Origin of the sequence: Mesorhizobium sp. M1217 (assembly GCF_040318275.1) — a bacterium.
GTDB lineage: Bacteria > Pseudomonadota > Alphaproteobacteria > Rhizobiales > Rhizobiaceae > Mesorhizobium.
Map to the genome: position 1 here is coordinate 105,845 of NZ_JAMYMA010000022.1, position 14,890 is coordinate 120,734.

At 60.5% G+C, this 14,890-nt stretch carries 21 protein-coding genes; 13 read left to right on the plus strand and 8 right to left on the minus strand.

Annotation, left to right across the window (positions count from 1 at the left end; translation table 11 throughout):
* Window positions 1-8: 8 nt before the first annotated feature.
* Window positions 9-1,970, minus strand: a complete 1,962-nt coding sequence (locus NKH37_RS29115) for an acyltransferase family protein (protein ID WP_353042122.1) — start codon at window positions 1,968-1,970, stop codon at window positions 9-11.
* Between the two features lie 113 nt (window positions 1,971-2,083).
* On the opposite strand from NKH37_RS29115, the gene NKH37_RS29120 reads away from it, so the two are divergent.
* The 9 genes from NKH37_RS29120 (at window position 2,084) to NKH37_RS29160 (ending at window position 8,316) form a co-directional block, all read left to right on the plus strand.
* Window positions 2,084-3,211 (plus strand): N-acetylmuramidase domain-containing protein, encoded by a 1,128-nt coding sequence (locus NKH37_RS29120; RefSeq protein WP_353042124.1) that lies wholly within the window; start codon window positions 2,084-2,086, stop codon window positions 3,209-3,211.
* A complete protein-coding gene (locus NKH37_RS29125) occupies window positions 3,211-3,504 on the plus strand; it encodes a hypothetical protein (protein ID WP_353042126.1) in 294 nt (97 codons plus the stop codon). Before NKH37_RS29120 ends, NKH37_RS29125 begins: the two co-directional genes overlap by 1 nt.
* A 170-nt stretch (window positions 3,505-3,674) precedes the next feature.
* A complete protein-coding gene (locus NKH37_RS29130) occupies window positions 3,675-4,004 on the plus strand; it encodes a hypothetical protein (RefSeq protein ID WP_353042128.1) in 330 nt (109 codons plus the stop codon).
* Complete coding sequence (locus NKH37_RS29135) at window positions 4,001-4,513, plus strand: hypothetical protein (RefSeq protein WP_353042130.1); 513 nt, start codon at window positions 4,001-4,003, stop codon at window positions 4,511-4,513. The genes NKH37_RS29130 and NKH37_RS29135 overlap by 4 nt, the downstream gene beginning before the upstream one ends.
* A gap of 58 nt (window positions 4,514-4,571) precedes the next feature.
* On the plus strand, window positions 4,572-4,757 hold the full coding sequence (locus NKH37_RS29140; RefSeq protein WP_353042132.1) for a hypothetical protein: 186 nt from the start codon (window positions 4,572-4,574) through the stop codon (window positions 4,755-4,757).
* 191 nt (window positions 4,758-4,948) lie between these two features.
* Entirely contained in the window at window positions 4,949-5,785 is an 837-nt protein-coding gene (locus NKH37_RS29145; protein ID WP_353042134.1) for a hypothetical protein, read from the plus strand.
* The gene (locus NKH37_RS29150; RefSeq protein ID WP_353042136.1) at window positions 5,782-6,315 is read left to right on the plus strand and encodes a hypothetical protein; all 534 of its coding nucleotides are present in this window, start codon (window positions 5,782-5,784) and stop codon (window positions 6,313-6,315) included. Before NKH37_RS29145 ends, NKH37_RS29150 begins: the two co-directional genes overlap by 4 nt.
* 729 nt (window positions 6,316-7,044) lie before the next feature.
* Window positions 7,045-7,371: a hypothetical protein gene (locus NKH37_RS29155; RefSeq protein WP_353042138.1), complete on the plus strand. Its 327-nt coding sequence runs from the start codon at window positions 7,045-7,047 to the stop codon at window positions 7,369-7,371.
* 144 nt (window positions 7,372-7,515) lie between these two features.
* Entirely contained in the window at window positions 7,516-8,316 is an 801-nt protein-coding gene (locus NKH37_RS29160) for an ATP-dependent DNA ligase (RefSeq protein ID WP_353042140.1), read from the plus strand.
* A gap of 1 nt (window position 8,317) precedes the next feature.
* Here NKH37_RS29160 and NKH37_RS29165 read toward each other — a convergent pair whose 3' ends face one another.
* The gene (locus NKH37_RS29165) at window positions 8,318-8,509 is read right to left on the minus strand and encodes a hypothetical protein (RefSeq protein ID WP_353042142.1); all 192 of its coding nucleotides are present in this window, start codon (window positions 8,507-8,509) and stop codon (window positions 8,318-8,320) included.
* A gap of 117 nt (window positions 8,510-8,626) precedes the next feature.
* Here NKH37_RS29165 and NKH37_RS29170 point away from each other — a divergent pair, with 117 nt between their 5' ends.
* Window positions 8,627-8,863, plus strand: coding sequence for a hypothetical protein (locus tag NKH37_RS29170; RefSeq protein ID WP_353042144.1), 237 nt, complete (start codon window positions 8,627-8,629; stop codon window positions 8,861-8,863).
* Window positions 8,863-9,231, plus strand: coding sequence for a hypothetical protein (locus tag NKH37_RS29175; protein WP_353042146.1), 369 nt, complete (start codon window positions 8,863-8,865; stop codon window positions 9,229-9,231). Before NKH37_RS29170 ends, NKH37_RS29175 begins: the two co-directional genes overlap by 1 nt.
* Here the strand turns inward: NKH37_RS29175 and NKH37_RS29180 are convergent, their stop codons facing one another.
* Together NKH37_RS29180 and NKH37_RS29185 are read right to left on the minus strand one after the other, a co-directional pair.
* Entirely contained in the window at window positions 9,232-9,597 is a 366-nt protein-coding gene (locus tag NKH37_RS29180) for a thermonuclease family protein (RefSeq protein WP_353042148.1), read from the minus strand. It abuts the gene before it with no gap.
* A 305-nt stretch (window positions 9,598-9,902) separates the two neighbouring features.
* Complete coding sequence (locus NKH37_RS29185; protein ID WP_023717512.1) at window positions 9,903-10,370, minus strand: YidB family protein; 468 nt, start codon at window positions 10,368-10,370, stop codon at window positions 9,903-9,905.
* A 158-nt stretch (window positions 10,371-10,528) separates the two neighbouring features.
* Here NKH37_RS29185 and NKH37_RS29190 point away from each other — a divergent pair, with 158 nt between their 5' ends.
* On the plus strand, window positions 10,529-10,786 hold the full coding sequence (locus tag NKH37_RS29190) for a GlsB/YeaQ/YmgE family stress response membrane protein (RefSeq protein WP_023717513.1): 258 nt from the start codon (window positions 10,529-10,531) through the stop codon (window positions 10,784-10,786).
* Window positions 10,787-10,831: 45 nt separating this feature from the next.
* Here NKH37_RS29190 and NKH37_RS29195 read toward each other — a convergent pair whose 3' ends face one another.
* From NKH37_RS29195 to NKH37_RS29210, 4 genes are all read right to left on the minus strand, one after another.
* Window positions 10,832-11,455 (minus strand): peptidoglycan recognition protein family protein, encoded by a 624-nt coding sequence (locus NKH37_RS29195; RefSeq protein ID WP_352484574.1) that lies wholly within the window; start codon window positions 11,453-11,455, stop codon window positions 10,832-10,834.
* A gap of 141 nt (window positions 11,456-11,596) precedes the next feature.
* Window positions 11,597-12,046: a GFA family protein gene (locus NKH37_RS29200; protein ID WP_023717515.1), complete on the minus strand. Its 450-nt coding sequence runs from the start codon at window positions 12,044-12,046 to the stop codon at window positions 11,597-11,599.
* A gap of 19 nt (window positions 12,047-12,065) precedes the next feature.
* A complete protein-coding gene (locus NKH37_RS29205) occupies window positions 12,066-12,953 on the minus strand; it encodes a DMT family transporter (protein ID WP_023717516.1) in 888 nt (295 codons plus the stop codon).
* Between the two features lie 88 nt (window positions 12,954-13,041).
* A complete protein-coding gene (locus tag NKH37_RS29210; protein ID WP_353042150.1) occupies window positions 13,042-14,241 on the minus strand; it encodes a glycosyltransferase family 87 protein in 1,200 nt (399 codons plus the stop codon).
* Between the two features lie 300 nt (window positions 14,242-14,541).
* On the opposite strand from NKH37_RS29210, the gene NKH37_RS29215 reads away from it, so the two are divergent.
* A partial coding sequence (locus NKH37_RS29215) for a GTP-binding protein (RefSeq protein WP_352643573.1) occupies window positions 14,542-14,890 on the plus strand: 349 nt, incomplete at its 3' end.

A 14,890-nucleotide genomic window follows, 5' to 3' on the forward strand; every position in this document is an offset into this window, starting at 1 on the left:
CACCTTGGCTACTCTGGCCCTGCGGCGAGAAGGTTGAGCGACGAGGAAAATGCATCCTTGAAGAGAGGGGCGAGAATGTGCCCGCCTGTTTTGGAGAGATGGGTCGCATCGAGGTACAAAATATCCTTGCCGATTTTCAGCGGGCACTCTCCAGGGCCGCACAACGTTGGAACGATCGGGATGAACTCGACATTTGGCGGGAGCAGGGCGGCCAAGACCTGGTTGTTCCGCCAATGCTTCGCGGCTGGCATTGTTGAGCAGGGCGCATCGTCTTCTCTCAGGAAGTTGGCGCGGATCAGGCAGGTTAGAACGTCGGTAGGCGGTTCTGGCGCCGGCCCAACGACGGCGGTCTTGATGTCGTAGGCGGCGAGTTTGGCGGCGGTGGCGGCGATCGAGGAGGTGAAGTTGGCCCTCGATGCCGTTTCCGAAGGCCAGTTGCCATCCTGCGAAAGCAGGCTTCGGCCTACCGAATACGTGTTCCACCGGCCCGCCATGATCACGAGCGAGACGTGCGGGTCATCAATGATCGATTGCAGCGCAGCGGCGTTGAAGGCCGGGCAACCTGCGCGCATCTGGCTCGAAGGCAACAACTGCATTCCAGGGAAGGGGGCGCATCCCGCCTTGGTAATCTGCCGGACGCTGACCCCCGCCGCCTTGGCGGCCTCGTCCAGTGCGGATGCCAGATGCGCGGCGTGAGAATCGCCCCACAAGACGACTGTCGGGGGTACGTTGCCGCTACCGAGAATGCATTCGCCCGTCTTGGGGATGATCGCGCCACGTTCGAGGCATGAAGAGGCTTGGAACTTGGCGCTTTCTGCCCTGACCGCCTGAACAGATGGGCCACCATCCGGTCCTCTCGAGGGGAAACCGGCGCCCTTGATGACCAGGGATAGACAGCAAGCCGCGACCGTGACGCTGGCGGCCGGCAGCATCCATTTCCAGCGGGCGGTATGCGCGCCAGGCTTCTGGCGGAACGGGCGCTCGACAAAGCGCCATGAGAGCGTGGAGATCAGCAGCGCGGCAATGACTATGCCGATCCGCTCCGAGATAAGCAGACTGCGGTTCTGGTATATCCCTGCGAAAACCAGCAGCGGCCAGTGCCAGAGGTAGAGCGAGTAGGAAATCAGGCCGATGAACGCCGCTGGTCGGATCGATAGCGCCTTCGAGACCACCGTTTCGCGATGAATGCCGATGATGAGCGCGGCGCCAAGGCATGGCGGGAGCGCATACAGGCCAGGGAATGGCGTGTCATCGTTGATCAGGAACAGCGAGCCGACGATCAGCGCCAGACCGCCGGCACATAGGATCTCTGCCGCCACATGGCCGGGCTTCACGGCTCGCACTGCAGGCAGCGCGAGCAAGCCGCCGATGAGCAGTTCCCAAGCTCTGGTCGGCAGCATGTAGAACACGAATGGCTGGCTGACTGGCAGGAAGCGTTGGGCAATGTCGAGCGAAAAGACACACAGCCCCGCAACGATGATCAGGGACCAGGGCCGTAGCCAGCGCATCAGCGCCATGAGCGCCAGAGGCCACAGCAGATAGAACTGCTCCTCGACCGCCAGCGACCATGTGTGCAGCAGCGGCAGCGACGTGGCGGCTTCGGTAAAATAGTCGGTGTTGCGGTAGAAGTAGAGGTTCGCGGCTGAAAACGTCGCTGCGATCGCGCTCTTTGCAAACGCGACCAGTTCGCCGGGAGGCAGCACAAACCACGCCATCACGAAGCAGGCGCCGAGCATCGCGAACAGGGCCGGGAAGATTCGACGCACGCGGCGGTGGTAGAATTCCACCAGCGAGAATTCCCCCTTGTCGATCCGGTCGATAATGTCTGAGGTGATCAGAAAACCGGAGATGACGAAAAAGATGTCGACCCCGACAAAGCCACCGCTGATCCATGAAAATCCGGCATGGTACAGGACGACAGGCAAAACGGCGACGGCCCGAAGGCCGTTGATATCGGCGCGAAATTTCATCTGACCCCTACAGCCATTCCAAGCGGCGTGCACTCCACACTATTCGCTCGCGAATTTCAATCTATCCGCGCAAATCTTAACAACCGGCCGCTCTCTGGCGGAAAGGACTTCCCATGTTCGATGCTTTGACACTGCACGCGATCGAGGGCCTTGCCGGTCGCCTCAAGTGCTCGCCAGCAGCTCTGCAGGCGGTCGCCGAGGTCGAAAGCAACGGCCAGGTCTTCGCCATGGTCAAGGGCAAACAGGAGCCTCTGATCCGCTTCGAAGGCCACTATTTCGATGCGCGGTTGAACGCTGCCGACCGCGCGGTTGCCCGCGCGCAAGGGCTGGCCAGTCCGGTTGCCGGCAAGGTGAAGAACCCGGCATCGCAGGCGGCCCGCTGGATGCTGCTGGCGCGCGCGACCAAAATCGACCGGCAAGCCGCACTCGAATCGATCTCGATCGGCCTCGGCCAGGTGATGACGGCGCATTGGCAAAAACTCGGCTTCGCCAGCGTCGACGACATGATCAAGCTCGCTCGCAGCGGCGCCGCCGGCCAGATCGACATCATGGCCCGCTTCGTCGACAAGTTCGGCCTCGCCGACGAGCTGCGCCGGCTGGACTTCACCGCCTTCGCCCGCGGCTACAATGGCAAGGCTTTCGCTAAGCAGGGTTATCACCTGAAGATGGCGGCTGCCTACAAGCGCCTCAGTGGCGTGCAGCCGGTGTCGGCTTCCACCGGCATGCTGCGCATGGGCTCTCACGGCGCCAGGGTCCGCGCCCTGCAGACGCTGCTGGTGCGCGCCGGCTACGCGGTCCAGGTCGACGGCGACTATGGTCCATCGACCCGCGATGCCGTGCGCGACTTCCAGAAGGCGCAGAAGGTCACCGCCGACGGCGTCGCCGGGCCGGAGACCTTCCGCCGCCTCGAAGCCTGGAAGCAGAGCCCGGCCGAGCAACCCGGCGAGCAGCTGGTCAGCCAGGTGCCGGAGGTCAAGGACGCCACCAAGGGCGGCGGCGTGCTGGTCTTCATCGTTGCCGCGCGTGACCAGATCGCCGAGACCGCAAGCTACCTTACCGGCATCGAAGCGGACACGGCACAGACGGTCGCCAACGCGCTGCTGGCCGGCTCAAGCCTGATAGGCCTTGGCCTGGCCGCCTATGCAGTGTGGGGCTGGGTCAAGAGCCGCCGCACCGACGAGGGCGACATCCATCCCGAGATCGCTGCCGAGGCCGCAGCGCCTGATCCGGTGCTGGCGTGATGGCCTGGATCATCGGCCTGGTCGCCAGCCGGCTGGGCGTCAGCCAGGCGTTGGCGAACCTCATCGCCATCGGCGTGGCGATCGTCCTCGCCTCCGGCGCCGCCTGGGGCGTCTACGCTTTCATCAAGCACAAGGGCGCCGAGGAAGTCCGCGCGAAAATCGAAAAGGAAAACCGCGATGCGATCGAAAAGGGCCTGGGTGCTCGCATGTCTTTTGACGACTGCCTTGCTGCCGGCGGGGTGTACGACTTCAAGCGTCAGCGGTGTTCCCGCCCTTCGCTCGGCCATCGGTAACAGCCTGGCCGGCGCGCAAGGCAAGACGGTCGAGGATCAGAACCGGATCGACCGCACGATGGCGCCAGGCTGCGCCATCGGCCTCTACAAGCCCGGCGAATGCGACCGCCACAGCAAGGCGAGCTCGGCGCGCCGCGCCGAACTGAAATCCTGAACGGGCGGGAGAACCGATGCCGGAAACAGATCCGCTGGCGTTGCCGCAGCGTTGGCGGGAGCTCGACAAGCGCACCATCGAAATGGTGGCGCGATGGAACGAGGAAGAGCGCGAACGCATCATCCAGATCAGCCATCTATCACGGAAGCAGATGGACCGGCTGGACCAGTTCCTGAAGCTACCCGACGACAAATGGGAGGCGGGCTTCCGGATCGTCACCCGCTCGGTGATCTTCAACAAGACGCTGCGCTCGGCGCCAAAATTCGTGCTCGGGCTTGCGGCCGTGCTGGTGGCGCTCAACCAGCTCTGGGCGCTGCTGGCGCCCTATGTGAGGGCGATCAAATGACGGTGCTGGAAAGAACACGCGCGTTCGATTGGCGCTCCGCGCTGGTTGCTTCGCCTTTTGCGGTGCTCCTGGCATGGCTGGTCACGATCCTGATCGATCGCGAACCGCCGATCATCTTCGAATCGGCGAGCGTGCTGACGCCGCAGGTGCCGCAGGGCGGCGTGCTCGATGTCCAGTACACGGTGATCCAGAACCGCATCTGCGCGGCGACAGTCGAGCGCTACGTCACCGATTCGGATGGTATCGTGCACGTGCCGTCGACCTACACCGTCGGCCGCCGGCCGCTGATCGATGGCTATCCGCCGGAAGGCCGCGAGACCTATCAGCGCTCGATCACCATTCCGTTGGCCACCGCGCTCGGCCGGGCGCATTACGAGGCGCGCTTCACCTACACCTGCAACATCCTGCAGAAGCTGGCCTTCCCGATCGAGGTGACGGCGCCGACCGTCTATTTCGACATCGTGCCGGCACCGGCACCTCTGATGCCGCTGACCCCGGAAGCGCCTTAGAAATCCGCGCCCGGCGGTTCCGGGCAACCTCCCAAAAAGCAACTCGAAAGGAACGGCCATGACAGTCACCGTCAAAATCCATGTGGGCGGCAACTACCGTGCCACAATCAAGCGCACCGTCGACGGCGCCGAAGACAGCGTCCAGATCGGCCCGAACGAAGAAAAGCCGGTCTACTTCCAGCACGGCAAGGCCAACACGTTCGAAATCACCGAGGAATATCTCGGCGAGACGAAATCCGCCTGAGTATCCAAGCTTTGTAATCCGTCCGCCGTGCCGAAAGGCGCGGCGGGCTTTTTGCGTTTAGGAGGGTTTTGCGGTGCGCGTTCGGTGGAGCTATCGGTCCGAAGTTGCTGGGCAACCGAGGAATTATAAGGGCTAGCGTCACTTCGAAAGACAGTGCATACGTTAAGAGACTAGAGGAACTTTGGTTCAATATGTGGAAGCCCATCAATCCGGACCATTCAATCGAGGTGATGGCCATCGCCGTCACGTTCGTTGAGCCGATTGGCTCGGTGCTCTTCCGTCGAATAACTCGCGAACTTGAAACGAAGACATTCGCTGCGGGATTGACGGAGCGCCAACCAATCCACGGGGTTGAATTTACGATCGGCATCTCACCGGCGGAGGCGGTCAAACAAGTCGTCACGAACGGCATTATGTTCGATAAACACTCACTGATCCGCGGCGGTGACGACGTGGTAACAAAAAAGTTGGTCGAGCAACTCCAGTGGACAAATACCAATATCGTTTATCGTGCTTGGAAATATTCCGGCTGGCCAGCCTTGAAGGCTCAAGCCCTGGCGATTATGTCTGCGGCCTTCGCCGAAGTTGTTAATTCTGTCGAAATACGGTCTGTAAGGATTGAGTACCGCGACAGGTTCTACTTTGACGGCCCGGCAAGCCAAGCCAAGGCTGCCGGAGTTGTCGAACCGGGTAGTGACTTGCTATCGCCTCACATTTTCACAGCGGATGATTTCTGGCATTCTCATACTGGAAAATTTGAGCCGATTGACGGAGGAGGTAAGAAACTGCTTCAAGTCAATGTCGACTGTGCCGATCTGGTCACCCCAGAGCATCTCGCCGGCCTTCGAACAGTAGGAATCCTGACGGCAGTGGAACTTCAGTATAATGTTGCAGGGTTGGTAGTTGAAGGTGACCCAGTACAGTACCTCGACAATGCTGTCCAGCAGATCCACACAGATGTCATGGCGCTCTTCAAGCGCATCGTTGATAAAAACATGCTGCCTCAGATAGGAATTCACATTAAATGAACTTGTCGGCTTCAACTTTTTTCCGATTTGCATCCGTTACGCCCGTCGTGTTGGCTGCGGGCACTATTACTTCATACGTAGAATACGTCGATGTTGCAGATGCGCCACCGGCGGCAATAACCGAGGCCGGAACGTCCTCTGACACCTCTACTTCATCGGATATGCCGGAGTATGAGATGTTTCCTGCCGCTTCGTTGCGGCTCGCGCGACTGCGTGCCTTGGATGAAGATCACGATGGGGAAGGAGCCGCTGCGCCGTCAGAGGCCTCCTTCAACCTTGCCGCTGAGTTTATCCGATTTCTACCCTTCTACGCCCCTGACCCAACGGTTGGGGTTGATTCAGATGGCAACGCAGTCGTCGAGTTCCATGATGAAGGGGTATTTGGTCAGGTAATATTTCACCCTAGTCGAGTTGTCGAAGTCTTCCACGACAATGGGGTATCGGATCCTGTTGCATTCCAAGGCAAGGTTGACGATCCTGCTGTCAAGTCCCGTTTTCGAAACACGTTTGCCTTCAGCCTTGAAGCGTGACAGTCGCAGTTTGCCAGGAATGTTGTAAGGCGCTCGACGGCTCGTCGTCTGACAAGATGAATGCTTTTCGAGTAGAGTTATCGCTGCCGAATTGTGTATGTGAGAAGTATTCCGTTGGTGCGGGATCTCCCGGGAAAGTCGAACATTGGGAATACCTATATCGACTTGTAATCACTCCGGGCGACTTCGATCATAATACCGGCAGGCTCTTAACGGAGGCTTTGAACGACGCGAAGAAGGATGGTCTCAGTGTATTCCGAGATTCGGCCAGTGACGAAGACGTTCGTTGTCTTGTAGCCGAAAGACTGGGGCGTAAACCTGGTAAGCAGGCAAAGACCGTCCAGGCGCTGCTTTGTTTTCAGGTTCAAATCGTTAGACAGGTGACCGATCATCAGTTGGGCCGCCTTTTCTGTGTCTACGATGAGACTGTTCCTAGGAAGGTCCCTGGGGCGATCCCCGTTCCAACCCACGTTACGGTTCTGCAGAGGCTTCGACCGAGTGGTTCCGCAAATCGCGAAGCGCTTATTAAGCAAGACACCAAGAAGCTTTATGATCTCATCGGTCAGTCGCAAATTCCGATCGAAGAATTCAGGGGAGGCCTACTGATATCCATGAACGAGCGTTCGTTGCGCGGGGAGTTCGTTGATGAATCGGGGTCTGCGGCTGGAGCCCGCATTGACTCTTCAGCCGCAACATGAACGGAATGAGAACATCCAATCGGGGGTTCTCATGCATCTCGCCATCGATATTTCCGGCATGCCGGCCGGCGACGCGGTCGACAGCTTCGTCGTGCTCGCACCGTCCAACGCTCGCTCCGACGCCGCCCTGCGCGAGGTCGAGGCCTTTCTGAAGGGCTGCTTTCCGGAATACGATTTTCTTGCCAATGGCGAGGCCATGCCGTTCGACGGCGATTACCAGGTGCTGCCGGTCCGCGGCGTGGTCGGCGACGATCCGGACATGCTGCGCATGCTCGACTATCCCGAGCAATCGGTGATGATGGGCATCGCCGCCGCCCTGAAGGGCTTCAGGCCCGGCCAGCCGCCGGCGCTGAACTAGAATCACGTTCCGTTCACTCTACCTAATATAAGCTTTGTACCTAGTATTGACTGGGTGCGTAAAATTGTAAGTACCGGTCGCCTCGAGTTCATTGCGCCAATGGAGCCCAAGCTGGTCGCAAAGCCGCCTGAGGGTGAGCACTGGATGCATGAGATCAAGCTCGACGGCTACCGCGCCCAGGTCGTCATCAACAGCCCTGAGGATATCCGGGTCTTCACCAAGTCCGGCGCCGATTGGACGAGCAAGTTCACTGGCATTGTCGAAGCGGCGCGTGAGCTCGACGTCGAGAACGCGATCTTCGAGGGTGAGGCGGTGGTCACCAACACGGCCGGGCTGCCCGACTTCGATGCGCTGCAGAAAGCCGTGCACAGCGATCCCTACGCCATGATCCTCGGCGCCTTCGACATCATGCATCTCGACGGGCACGATCTGCGTGACATCGGCTGCAAGGCGCGCCGGGAGCTTCTGTTCGGCCTCATGAAGCCGAACAGCAGGATCCAGTTCAGCGAGGCCATACCCGGAGACCCCAAGGCGATTTTCTATCTCGCTGACCAAGCGGGGATCGAGGGGATCGTTTCAAAGCGCGCCGACAGCAAATATCGCAGCGGCCCCACCAGCGATTGGCTGAAGACGAAGAGCTTCACAGTCCAGGAATACGAACTGATGGGCGTCGAGCGCGAGCCGGGCAAGGCGGCATTCGCCTTGCTGGCGAAGCCCGGTACCGGAAAATATGTCGGTTCGGCCTTCATCAGCTTGGGGCGCGACATGAAGGAACGGCTGTGGAAACGGGTCCAGGAACATGCCGGCCCACCTCCGGAGGGCGTCAAGAAGCGACCGGCAACGCAGTGGGTTGAGCCTGGCGTGAAGTTGCGGATCAAGCACCTTCGTGGCGAGCACAAATATATACGCCACGCCTCGCTGCTCGGCTTCGATGACGAGGGATAGCCTACCGGGTCAGTCGCTCGACGGTTTCGATGATCGCCTTTGCAAGGGCCTCGCCCTCGTGCACCGGCAGCGGTCCATAGATCACGTTGACCGCCTCCTCGCTCGGCAGCACGCCAGCCGGGCAGGTCAGCTCGATCGCCATGCGAACGAGTTGCAGGCCGGTTCTTTCGCCATAAATGTAGTTCTCATCCATCGTCAGGATACTGGCGCGCGGCCGGCGATCGTGAAGACGGCTTGACCGGAAGCAGGAATTTGTTCTTATTCCGTTCTCATGGAAATCGAGACATTGGGCGATGCCTGGAACCACGGCGTGAGGCTGACCGCGCGCTGCGTTTGGGGCAGTCGCGAGGGGCTTAAGACCGTCCGCGAGTGCGGCAATCGCTACGAGCTGGACGTCTACACCATGCTGTGGACGCGCGGTCGGGACTTTCCGCTGGCCATGCTGTCCGGCCGGCTGCGCTGCCCGAAATGCGGTTCGCGCCGCGTCGCCGTCGGCATCACCATGCCGAGCAACGCCGGCACGGCCGCAGCGAGGATGGCACGGTGATGGACCGGCTGACGGTGCGCCTGGCCTACCAGCGCGGCTTCCAGGTCGTCGACGGTGGCACGGTGCTGCAGACCTTCAAGGCTCGCGACGACGCCTTCAAATTCGTGCACGGGCAAGGCGCGCGCGTCCGGCTCGACTGGTCGCGGACGGTGATCGGCGGCCAGACACCCCCTTTCGACTTCACTGCGATGTTTCAGCAGGATGCGGTCGGGCGAATATTCAAGACGGTGCAGGGCCCTGGCGCCGGCACCTGGTTCTGGACATGCTTTGAAGGCGGGGCGAGGGGAACAGTTGGGGACAAGGACGAAGCGGTAGCCGGCGTCGAGCGCGCCTACACGCGCTATCTCACCAAGGCGGACTGGCGCTAGCTAATCGCACCAGGGGCGGCGCTTGCCGGTCCACGGCCGCGCCAGGCCTTCGCTGATCAGGATGTCGCCGACGTCATGCCCGTCGACGTCGATCGTCGCCAGCGTCCGGCCATAGCGATCCTTCAATCGGCCGCTTTTGGGATCGCCCGGATGCACCGTGACAGGGCCGCTGTTCAGCAGCTCCGTCATTCTGCGCTTGGCAACCAAGCCGAGCCGCAATTCGGCGTCGCAATGATACTCGTGGATCTCTGGCGCGTCGATATTCGCGACGCGGATGTGCTTGCCGTCGAGCACGATCGTGTCGCCGTCCAGCACGACAGGCCAGCCGGTCAGGAGAGCGGCGGCAAGGATCAGGAGTTGTGACATGGCGGCCGACCCTATGCCACAACTTGACACGGCACGCGAGGTGTCGTGACACGGCGCATTGATTTCATTGTATTTCTAGGAGCCTTCCAAGCTGAATATGCGGGTTCGATTCCCGCTACCCGCTCCAGATTTCCCGCAGCCGCGGCGTCCCTCGCGCACGATCCCGAAGCAGGCACTGCCAAGTGAAGCGCTTTGCCGATAATTCAAAGTGTTGGTTGCGCGTCCAGACGGACGCGCAACGACCTTAATCCGTTGTTTTATGCATGTCGTTGTACCAAACCGCAGGCGGTGTTGGGCGACATGCCTTAACTCGCGAATTTGCTGAATATGGACGCGAGCTGGTTCTGCTGCGGCACTTGCCCGTTCGGCGTCAGCTGGTCGACAAGCCCTGGCAAGGCTGCGGACAGTTGCTTGAGCAGGTCCTGCTGGTTCAGCCCCGTCCTTTGCGCGATCTCCTGAATGATTTGTGGCCCGAGAGCGCTGCCCAGATCGCTGGGGTTGATCGGCTGGTTCTGACCGGTACCGACCCACGAATTGGCGACGTTGCCGTGGCCGGCGTCCTTCAGTTTGTCGAGCAGGCCGCCCAGACCGCCGAGCAGGCCGCCATCGGCGGATGCTGTTGTATCAGGCGGGACGGGGGCAGGGCTTTGCGTTGCCTCCGGCTGGGCGGAACTTCCACCGCTCAGCATTTTTCCCACCAAAAGTGCGCCGAGCGCGATCATCAGCGGCTTGGCGACGTTGCCGCCGGGAACGGCATTGTCAAACAGTCCCATTGTGGATCTCCATGTCAAATTGCCCGTCGTCTCCGACAATGACGCATCCATGGCGAATTTCAAGCCGGTTTGAGCTTTCCGTAATCATGATTTTCAAGTTGGCTTGAGCTTTGCTTAATAATGTGGAAGTAATCGAGCGCGGGGAACGGAGAGGAAAAATGTCAATATTAAGCTGGATTATTCTCGGCGTCATCGCCGGCTTCATAGGCAGCAAGATCGTCAATAAAAGCGGGCAAGGCCTTGTGCTCGACATCGTGCTCGGGATTGTCGGGGCCATCGTCGGAGGGCTCATCTTCAGCGCGTTTGGCGCGTCGGGCGTTACCGGGCTCAACATCTATAGCCTGATCGTAGCCGTGGTCGGTGCCGTGGTTGTCCTCTGGGCCTATCATCAGTTCAGCGGCAAGAGGGCTCTATAGAAGCCGTCCGGCAGTTGCGTCGGCATTCGGGTGAATGCCGACCGCCTATCTGATCCTTCTGAGGATTTCGCGGATCAGCGTGTTGAGGCCGGCTTCCAGCCCTCTCACCATGATCGGCCATAGTTCCTCCAGCAATCGCTGCCATACGGCATCCCGCCCAATCCTCACCGGCAGATTTGGCATCGAGCTCATTGCCGCCGTCACGTCGCGGCGCAGCCGCTCGCCGCAGCCGCTTGCGCCGCTGATCGTCGGATCGAAAGGCAGCCGGGTGAAATCCCATTTTCCGCGTTGCTCGATGCCGAGATTGCTTTCGACCTCGGCGTGCGAGAGCACCGTTTTGGGCGTGACCTTGATGCGGTAATATTTGCAGAGTTCGGCGACAACCGCGGTCATCGCGTCCCACTGCGCCCTGGTCATCGGATAGCGGCCGGCATCGAACGGCCTTTCCTCCGCCCCGGCCATGCAACAGAGCGAAACCCCGATCGAGCCGCCGTTGCAGTTGAGCGTGTGCGCGGCATATCCCGGTTTTACCCGGCCGGAATTGAGCGCGATCGAAGGCCGGCCCCTGACCAGACGGCCATTCCCCTCGACCAGTATGTGATATGCATCCTTGTCGGTATCGCCGGCCGAATGCGAGCCCGCCGTCCAATGGCAAATGACGCGCCTCATCGCAACATTGGGCAACCACTCGGGCGGTAATGCCACAGAAATCCCCGCGACATAGGTTCGGTGACGGAGCACAGTATAGTTTCTTTGGCGACGGACGCGAAAACGAAACGATAATTTGGTTGAGCGTTTTCTAACGGTCAGCTATTCGTCGGCATCTCCAGCGACCACGTGTTCTTCATATTGCGGCAGGTCGTCGGTGATCGTGAACCACTTCGCCTTGGAGCCGACAAAGATGTGCTGCGTCGGGCGGATGGTCGGCTCGTCGACCAGGGTTCCCATGGCGACATGCACGAAGGCACCGCCGCGGACCACCGAATAGAGCAACGAGCCGCAAGTCTTGCAGTGCGCGTTATGGCCGGTTTCGTCGCCGAAGATCATGAGATTGTCCTCGCCCCTGGTCAGGCTCAGCCTGTCGCGTTCGATGCCGGCGAATGGCTTGAACGCCGAACCGGTGGTGCGCCGGCAGTTCGAGCAGTGGCAGTTCGCGGCATAGATGAACGCGTCCGCCACCGCATACTGAACGGCGCCGCACAGGCACTTTCCGGTGAGCGTGCGGTTGCTTGCATTCTGGTTGCTTTCCGGGCTTGCCATGCGCTTCTCCACTTCCGCTCTAGGCGACGACAGTCAACCGGCGCTTGCGCTCGTCGAGCGAGACGATTGTCAACCCGCTGGCCACCACCAGCAGGATACCGCAGATGGCCAGCGCATTCGGGAGTTGCCGGAATACCACCAGGCCCGAAATCACCGCCCAGACGGTGAAGCAATAGTAGAACGGCGCCACCACGCTGGTCGGCCCGACCCGATAGGCCATGAAGATGAAGAAGTGGCCGAAGATCAGGAACAGTCCGGCCCCCGCCATCAGCAGCAGGTGATGGGTTTCAGGCACGACCCACTGCTCGGAAAGCAGATGCGCGACGCCGGCGCCGGCGAGCACCACGACCACCGCGGAAATGGCAACAACCATCCCCGGCACCTCGGCGGCGACCTTGCGTCCCGCCAGATCGCGTGCCGCGGACAGAGCGGCATTGCCCAGCGCCAGCAGGGCGTAGACCGAAATCCCCTGCATCGTCGGTTGTGCCACCATCACCGCGCCGATAAAGCCAAGGCCGATCAGCGCCAGCCGCACCCCGCCGATCCGTTCGCCAAACAGGATCGAGGAGCCGACCAGCATCAGCAAGGGTGTGATCTGCCCAAGCGCGGTCGAATCGGCGATCTGCATGTTGGCGAGCGCCACCACGTAGCAAAGGATAGCACCCAGTTCGAGCAGGTTCCTGCGCAACACCTTCGCGTCGAGGATCAGCGGGATCTGCTTGCCATAGCCCAGCATGAACAGCAGCGGAATGCCCCACAATGTTGCCGCAGCGCCGCGCAGGAACAGCACCTCATAGGGCGGCAGTCCCGCGGTTGCGAGCTTCATCATCGTGTCGTTCACGATGTAGGACCCGGTCGAAACGACCATGAACAGCGGGCCTCGGATGGCAGTCGGGATGAAATGCATGGGCCGACGAAATCAGACCGGCGCAGCAGCGGCAATGGGCCAGCGGCAAGCGAACGGATTTCCAGCGGCAAGCGAACGGATTATGGCTTCAATTCACGTTGAGCGCTCCAGCCCGCGAAGCCAAGCGTGTCGGAAAAGCCTGCCATGCGCGGCCGACCACCAGGCCTGACACAAGCAGCGCCGAGAGAAAGGCGGTGGCCAGGTGGTCCGAGGGGCCCGAGACGAGCAGAATTCCGGCAGCGATCACGACAGCGCTTTCTTTCGCCGAAAATCCTGATTTTCCTAGAAACGCCAGCGGGATGGCAAGAGCCACGAAATCATAGATGAACGCGTAAGGCGAAGCGAGAATCGTCACGGTTGCGAGCGCTGCTGCCTTGACGTCGAACGCCACTTTTTGACGCCATATCCAGACAATGCCGGCGCTCAGAACTGCGATGAGCAGGCCCTGCGCGGTCCATGCGAGCGTCCAATTCCACCCAAGCGCGCGGACAAAACCGTAGAGGCTTTGAAGCTTGGAGAAGTCAGCCCTACCATCGACGAGAATGGTGCCGTTGACCTTGGCGGCGGCATCGAAGAAATCGGACCAAATCTCGGCGCCGAAGAGGCCGATGGAAAGCATGATCATGACGGTGGTGGAAACAGCGGCCCAACCGATCACTCGCCAAAAGCCTCCGGCGATGAGCGCAAGCGGGATCATCAGACCGAATTGCGGCTTATAGGTGAGCAGGCCGAAGCAGAGGCCGGCCAGCGCGGGGCGTTTTTCGATCGAGGCGATGGCTGCGCCAAGCAACGCAGCGGTAATGAAGCCGTTTTGGCCGACCACGGTATTCCAAAGCACGGGGGGCCAGGCCATGGCTGCCAGAATCGCAACGCGTGTGTTCCCGATCAGCCGTATGGCGGCGGCGTAGAGCGTTATCCCGGTCGCCATCCATGCAACCAATGCAGCCGGATAGGATAGCAACGCCAGTGCGGCGGTCACGATCTGGAAAGTCGGAGGATACTGCCATGAAAAATAGCCGTCGAAGGTAGCACCGCTTTCAGCGGTCGAGATGCTCTTGTGCAGGTCCCAATTATAGGCATCGGCGGCATGGCCTTGCAGGACAAGCTTGCCAGCCCCCCAGAATGCGATGAAGTCGGTCGCCAGCGGCCGCCCGTTTTCGTCGAACAGCCAGCTGCCGATCAATATCGAAATGCCAAGCACGCCGATGTAAGTGCAGATCAAGCCGCATATGGCCAGATAGATCAGACGTTGCAGGTTCTGCCCTGTCGCGATGGTGGCAATCCGCATGATGCTCATTTACCCGCAAGTGCCCAGGCGCCATTCTGCTCCAGTGTCATTAAGCCAGTGTCATTAAGGGAGTGTCATTAAGGGTTTGTGGCGCCACCGGCCTTGGGTCGTGCTCATCTTACATTTCCGTCTTGCCATTCCCATATCGGCCACATCCCCTAAATCGGATCATGGGTTCGAACCGAGTGAGCCGCGCTCAGCCACAAGGCACTTGTGTTTTTCGGCCTTAGTCGCTAATCGCCCCGCATTCGACTGAACTGAAGGTCCAGGCCGTCCTCAGGCCGTCCAAGGAAAGAGACTATGGCAAAAGGTAAATTCGAGCGCACTAAGCCTCATGTGAACATTGGCACGATTGGTCACGTCGACCACGGCAAGACGTCGCTGACGGCGGCGATCACCAAGTATTTTGGCGAATACAAGCGCTACGACCAGATCGATGCGGCGCCGGAAGAAAAGGCACGCGGCATCACCATTTCGACGGCACACGTCGAATACGAGACGGCTGCCCGCCACTATGCCCATGTCGACTGCCCCGGCCACGCCGATTATGTGAAGAACATGATCACCGGTGCCGCGCAGATGGACGGCGCGATCCTGGTCGTGTCGGCCGCCGACGGCCCGATGCCGCAGACCCGCGAGCACATCCTTT

What these genes read in the sequence shown, in the direction of transcription:
- NKH37_RS29205 (WP_023717516.1), bottom strand. Translation starts at nt 12,953, where the DNA reads ATGCATTTCATCCCGACTGCCATCCGAGGCCCGCTGTTCATGGTCGTT.
- NKH37_RS29195 (WP_352484574.1), bottom strand. Translation starts at nt 11,455, where the DNA reads ATGAGGCGCGTCATTTGCCATTGGACGGCGGGCTCGCATTCGGCCGGC.
- NKH37_RS29130 (WP_353042128.1), top strand. Translation starts at nt 3,675, where the DNA reads ATGCCGGAAACAGATCCGCTGGCGTTGCCGCAGCGTTGGCGGGAGCTC.
- NKH37_RS29135 (WP_353042130.1), top strand. Translation starts at nt 4,001, where the DNA reads ATGACGGTGCTGGAAAGAACACGCGCGTTCGATTGGCGCTCCGCGCTG.
- NKH37_RS29160 (WP_353042140.1), top strand. Translation starts at nt 7,516, where the DNA reads ATGCATGAGATCAAGCTCGACGGCTACCGCGCCCAGGTCGTCATCAAC.
- NKH37_RS29155 (WP_353042138.1), top strand. Translation starts at nt 7,045, where the DNA reads ATGCATCTCGCCATCGATATTTCCGGCATGCCGGCCGGCGACGCGGTC.
- NKH37_RS29210 (WP_353042150.1), bottom strand. Translation starts at nt 14,241, where the DNA reads ATGCGGATTGCCACCATCGCGACAGGGCAGAACCTGCAACGTCTGATC.
- NKH37_RS29140 (WP_353042132.1), top strand. Translation starts at nt 4,572, where the DNA reads ATGACAGTCACCGTCAAAATCCATGTGGGCGGCAACTACCGTGCCACA.
- NKH37_RS29185 (WP_023717512.1), bottom strand. Translation starts at nt 10,370, where the DNA reads ATGGGACTGTTTGACAATGCCGTTCCCGGCGGCAACGTCGCCAAGCCG.
- NKH37_RS29150 (WP_353042136.1), top strand. Translation starts at nt 5,782, where the DNA reads ATGAACTTGTCGGCTTCAACTTTTTTCCGATTTGCATCCGTTACGCCC.
- NKH37_RS29145 (WP_353042134.1), top strand. Translation starts at nt 4,949, where the DNA reads ATGTGGAAGCCCATCAATCCGGACCATTCAATCGAGGTGATGGCCATC.
- NKH37_RS29125 (WP_353042126.1), top strand. Translation starts at nt 3,211, where the DNA reads ATGGCCTGGATCATCGGCCTGGTCGCCAGCCGGCTGGGCGTCAGCCAG.
- NKH37_RS29190 (WP_023717513.1), top strand. Translation starts at nt 10,529, where the DNA reads ATGTCAATATTAAGCTGGATTATTCTCGGCGTCATCGCCGGCTTCATA.
- NKH37_RS29115 (WP_353042122.1), bottom strand. Translation starts at nt 1,970, where the DNA reads ATGAAATTTCGCGCCGATATCAACGGCCTTCGGGCCGTCGCCGTTTTG.
- NKH37_RS29165 (WP_353042142.1), bottom strand. Translation starts at nt 8,509, where the DNA reads ATGGATGAGAACTACATTTATGGCGAAAGAACCGGCCTGCAACTCGTT.
- NKH37_RS29175 (WP_353042146.1), top strand. Translation starts at nt 8,863, where the DNA reads ATGGACCGGCTGACGGTGCGCCTGGCCTACCAGCGCGGCTTCCAGGTC.
- NKH37_RS29120 (WP_353042124.1), top strand. Translation starts at nt 2,084, where the DNA reads ATGTTCGATGCTTTGACACTGCACGCGATCGAGGGCCTTGCCGGTCGC.
- NKH37_RS29200 (WP_023717515.1), bottom strand. Translation starts at nt 12,046, where the DNA reads ATGGCAAGCCCGGAAAGCAACCAGAATGCAAGCAACCGCACGCTCACC.
- NKH37_RS29180 (WP_353042148.1), bottom strand. Translation starts at nt 9,597, where the DNA reads ATGTCACAACTCCTGATCCTTGCCGCCGCTCTCCTGACCGGCTGGCCT.